At 38.7% G+C, this 4,556-nt stretch carries 6 protein-coding genes; 2 read left to right on the top strand and 4 right to left on the bottom strand.

Annotated features, from left to right (window positions below; all coding sequences use genetic code 11):
* Positions 1–167: 167 nt before the first annotated feature.
* Entirely contained in the window at positions 168–863 is a 696-nt protein-coding gene (locus V7659_RS07010; RefSeq protein WP_335539023.1) for a YhcN/YlaJ family sporulation lipoprotein, read from the bottom strand.
* 99 nt (positions 864–962) lie between these two features.
* Entirely contained in the window at positions 963–1,874 is a 912-nt protein-coding gene (locus tag V7659_RS07005) for an MBL fold metallo-hydrolase (RefSeq protein ID WP_335539021.1), read from the bottom strand.
* Positions 1,875–2,041: 167 nt separating this feature from the next.
* Between V7659_RS07005 and V7659_RS07000 the strand changes: the two genes are divergently transcribed.
* Positions 2,042–3,556 (top strand): amino acid permease, encoded by a 1,515-nt coding sequence (locus tag V7659_RS07000; protein ID WP_335539019.1) that lies wholly within the window; start codon positions 2,042–2,044, stop codon positions 3,554–3,556.
* A gap of 120 nt (positions 3,557–3,676) precedes the next feature.
* Here the strand turns inward: V7659_RS07000 and V7659_RS06995 are convergent, their stop codons facing one another.
* Both V7659_RS06995 and V7659_RS06990 read right to left on the bottom strand, forming a co-directional pair.
* Complete coding sequence (locus V7659_RS06995) at positions 3,677–3,832, bottom strand: hypothetical protein (RefSeq protein ID WP_335539018.1); 156 nt, start codon at positions 3,830–3,832, stop codon at positions 3,677–3,679.
* 121 nt (positions 3,833–3,953) lie between these two features.
* Positions 3,954–4,139 carry a hypothetical protein gene (locus V7659_RS06990; RefSeq protein WP_098575418.1) on the bottom strand — a complete coding sequence of 62 codons (186 nt, stop codon included), beginning with the start codon at positions 4,137–4,139 and terminating at the stop codon, positions 3,954–3,956.
* A gap of 234 nt (positions 4,140–4,373) precedes the next feature.
* On the opposite strand from V7659_RS06990, the gene V7659_RS06985 reads away from it, so the two are divergent.
* A partial coding sequence (locus V7659_RS06985; protein WP_335539015.1) for a DUF3231 family protein occupies positions 4,374–4,556 on the top strand: 183 nt, incomplete at its 3' end.

Here is a 4,556-nt window from a genome sequence, read left to right as displayed (position 1 = left end):
TAGAAAAAGGTCATCATCTATTCGATGATGACCAAACGTTTTCGGAAGACTATAGAAAAAGGTCATCATCCAGACGATGATGACCAAATCTCTTCGAAAATCTATAGAGATAGGTCATCATACCGATGATGACCAGACCTCTTCGGAAAAACAGGAATATTCTGGAGCTATCTAAACATCCTGTTTACGGAATTAGAAAAGTCATTCCACAGGCCATCTCTGTTTGTTCCAGTTCGAATATCATTGGAATAGTTTGTCATTTGACCGAAAGTATCGGTATCGTAAGAAATATATACATTGTCGATACTGCGGTCAGCTGCACGAACTTGGTTTATGATTTTTTGATCTAGTGTATTGTTCCCACGTGCATTTAGATCATTAGCACGATTAATACGTGCATTCGTACTTGTTCCAGTTGTACCAGTAATGTTTGCGTTGTTGCGATTACCTGTTGTAGCATGCAAATTGGAAGAGCCGTTGGTACCTGTTGTACCGGAATTATAGCCATTGCCATAAGTGGCATTCATATTTGGACCTGTCCCAGTTGTGCCGCCACGTGCACGAGTACCATTTTGAGTCCCTTCTAATTGCACAGCCACATAGGCATCATTGTTGCGAATGATCACATTTGCTTGATCTACTGCATTTAAACTTTCCACGTTCCGAATCGCACGGGCAGAAACACGTAAATTTTGGTTGGAAACATTCCTTACATTTACACCATTAATAGCATTGTTTCTAACATTATTAACGCCTAAATCGTTGGTATTTTTATTGGCCGCATTATCATTATCATTTGCACAGCCAGTTAAACCCAATAAGGTTGTTGCTAAAACAAAAGTTATCCAGCTTTTTCTCACCACAAAAGTCACTCCCTTTAAAAAAGTCTTACAAACTTATCGTGACCTTTTTAAGTGAATGTATTCGAAGGTAAATGCAGGTAAATTTTGAGTGGAAACTGGTCAAATTACTGTTTCCCCAAGTAGCAGTACTTTTAATTGTTCTTTAGGAAGTTCCTGCTTTTCCCATTCACGGAGTAGACGTTCTAAAGCTTCCGGGCCGGTGTCATCGGCTAATCTATATGTACCATAATGCATGGGAACGAAGGATTTTGCCTTTAATTCAATGAAGGCTTTTACACTGTCTTCTGGTGAGATATGAGCTGGGGCCATGAACCATTCCGGTTCAAAGGCGCCAATTGGCATAAACACCGTATCAATTGAAGTAAAATGCTCCGCGATTAGTTTAAATCCACTAAAATATCCGGTATCGCCAACAAAATAAAGCGTTTCGTTTGCCGTTTGAAAAATCCACCCTCCCCAATGAGAAGTATTCATATCAGTCAATGATCTTCTCGTCCAATGCTGCGCCGGGACAAAATGAATCATTATTCCTCCAAGTTCAACACTTTCCCACCAATTCAATTCTTTCACCTTCTGATACCCTTTTCTGTTAAAAAGAGACTTTAAACCAGCAGGAACAAAGTACTGAGGGTTTCCTTTTAATTTTTTAAGGGTAGGGAAATCTAAATGGTCATAATGGCCATGAGAAATAACCACCACATCAATTTCTGGCAGATCTGCTAACGAGATGCCAGGTTCCGTTAATCTTTTTTCTAACCCCATCCGTCTAGCCCAAACAGGGTCAGTAAGTATATTGATTCCATTCAGTTGAATCAAAAAGGTGGAATGGCCCACCCATGTATAGGATGTCTTACTTTTATTTTCCTGAAGTTCGCTTACCTTTTTTGAAGAAGATTGTTCAATGTTAATTGATAAGTCTTTCACTTTCTTTTTCCGTTCTCTTTGCCATTTCCTTAGGTCTTTAAACGATTTGTAACTAGTCACATTATCTAGATTTGAATATATCTTCATCTTTCGTCTCCCCAAATTTCCAACATTTATGGTAAGTATAGGATATCATGCTTTATGGTAAATTTCCTAAGGAAACAGTCAAGACTTGACCAGAATCATTTTGCAGTCCCAAGTAAATAATATTTTTATGTAACCTACAAAATAATTGATATAGGAGTTCAAAATCAATGGAGAAAAAACGCAGAGGATTGTCTGCATGGCAACTGACTATGATGGCCTTAGGAAGTGTCATTGGCGGTTCTTTCTTTCTAGGTTCATCCGTCGCTATTCATGCAGCAGGGCCGTCCATTTTACTATCGTATATATTAGCGGGCGGATTGGTGTATCTCATCCTTTATGCCTTATCAGAGATGACAGTGGCAAATCCAACGGAAGGATCCTTTAGTACTTTTGCCACTCGAGAGCTAGGTGAGGGGACAGGCTTTGTTGTTGGTTGGCTTTATTGGACTGGAACGGTTTTATCTATGTCAAGTGAAGCAACAGCTATTTCGATCTTAATCCGCGAATGGGTTCCTAATGTTTCCATTGGTTTGCTAGGTAGTTCGATTATTATTGGTGTTACGCTGCTAAACCTATTAGGTGCAGATAAGATAGGTAAACTAGCAAGCGGTCTGTCAGGTATAAAAATATTCGCGATTATTTTTTTCATTATCACAGCAATCGTATTAATCCTCGGGTTGCTTCCTGGAACTCCGACCATCGGTGTGGGTGAGTTAAGGACTGAGCCGATTATGCCTGGAGGGGTAAAGGGAATAGCAGGGAGTATGTTGTTGGTGATTTTTGCCTATGCAGGTTTTGAAATCATTGGACTTGCTGCAACCGAAGCTGAAAATCCAAGGGATACCATCCCTAAAGCGATTCGATACACTGTATTTTCTCTTGTAGGTTTGTACATTCTCTATGCTGCCGTGCTTTTACCCCTCATTCCAACAGCAACTTTGAACGAAAACGTAAGTCCAATGGTCGCATCCATGGAAAGATGGGGGATTAACTGGGCAGGCAGGGCAATTAATATCGTGTTAATTTCAGCCATTCTTTCAGCGATGCTAGCGTGTATATTTGGTCTTGGAAGAATGATCAGGTCTCTTGGCGATGAAGGACATGCCCCAAATATACTGAGAGATAAGAACGATGTACCTTATCGCGGAATTTTATTTTCCGGTTTTGCGATGCTTGTCGGCCTCGGATTTGGCCTCTTGTTTCCAAGAGTGTACTTGGTCCTCATTACCACAGGGGGCTTTGCTTTAATTTTTACTTATGCCGTAATTATGGCAAGTCATATTCGTTTCCGGAAAAGAAATGGATGTCCTCCCGAAGGAATTTGTCAAATGCGCGGGTATCCGTATACTTCTTGGGTTGCCTTAATCAGCATGATTATTGTTCTAGTATGTATGCCGTTTATTCCTGGGCAAGGGGTAGGTCTCGTCGCAGGGATTGTCATGGTGGTGGTATATGCCTTAATTTATTATGTAATGAGACTTTACAAGCGATCTAGTGTGGAAACTATATCGAAAGAAGGGACTCCGATTTTGAAAAAGCAATCAACTCTTTTAACAGAATTCTCAGAGGAATTGAACGGAACAACCGAATTACAAGTCAAAATGAACAGCAGCCAAACTAAAAAGGATAATGACGAAATGTTTGAGGAAGAAGAGAGAGAAAGAGAACATTACGATGGATGAGGGTTTTAAAAATAAATGCGATGCTTCTGCCAATGAAGCATCGCTTTATTTTTATAATAGCTAGAAAAGGTGTATCAATCGGTACAGCGTTTATCCAAGTGGTAGCTTTTTTACTTCCAATTAACTTGGATCGTTCTCATCCAAAGATAAAACAGTGACACTTGTTGATTCCCCATTTTCAATTTCTTCTTGTGTAGCATCTCTATTTAATACATCCTCTGTGTCAATACCCTCTGCAATAGTCGGTTCGCCCTTTGAATATGTATCTTTTTTCATAGTAGAAAAGCTCCTTTCGATTTCTTTTAAGTTATTGTTTGCAAAAATAGCTAAGTTTATTTTAAAAGGATAAAAGCTAATGCAAAAAGAAAGCACCCATAGAGTGCTTTCCATAATATAGCTATTTACTAAACAATCCTTTTACGCCTTTGTAAATTAAGACGAGTGAGAAGACAAGAACAGTTAGTATGCCAATGATATCAGTAACGGGGGAAATGCTTTCCAGAAATGAATCGGCTAAAGGAACTCTAATAAGTGCAAAACCAGACAGGATCGAAACAAAAAATAATAAAATTCGATTATCCATGGGTTCACCCTCCTTCCTATGCGATTGATAAAATATATGACAATCTCGCTACAAATATGTCATTTATATAAAAAATCAAAATAAAATATTACCAGCCAATTTTAAGGAAATCTTTGTGCCAGGTACCGCATGCTAACATGTTTAGGAGAATAATTAACCTGAATAATGACATAATATGTACATTGTTGGTAATGAAACCTCTTTAGTAGAATTCTTTGATGGAGTTGAAAATCAATGGAACACCATAACCCCAAGATAACATCCGCTGAGATTTCAATGTTATGGAGTACATACATTGGTGATTCAATGGCGATTTGTATTTTAAGCCATTTTTTACAAACGACTGAAGACCAAGACATTAAGCCTATTATCGATTTCGCACTAAAATCTGCTCATGACCATCTCCATCAAATATCA

The organism is Neobacillus drentensis (assembly GCF_036966985.1).
Taxonomy (GTDB): domain Bacteria; phylum Bacillota; class Bacilli; order Bacillales; family Cytobacillaceae; genus Neobacillus; species Neobacillus drentensis_E.
Note: the sequence above shows the minus strand (reverse complement) of the source record. Positions and strands in the feature narration are given on the sequence as shown.

Coding starts and splice junctions, on each gene's coding strand:
- V7659_RS06990 (WP_098575418.1), bottom strand. CDS start 4,139: ATGGATAATCGAATTTTATTATTTTTTGTTTCGATCCTGTCTGGTTTT.
- V7659_RS06995 (WP_335539018.1), bottom strand. CDS start 3,832: ATGAAAAAAGATACATATTCAAAGGGCGAACCGACTATTGCAGAGGGT.
- V7659_RS07000 (WP_335539019.1), top strand. CDS start 2,042: ATGGAGAAAAAACGCAGAGGATTGTCTGCATGGCAACTGACTATGATG.
- V7659_RS07005 (WP_335539021.1), bottom strand. CDS start 1,874: ATGAAGATATATTCAAATCTAGATAATGTGACTAGTTACAAATCGTTT.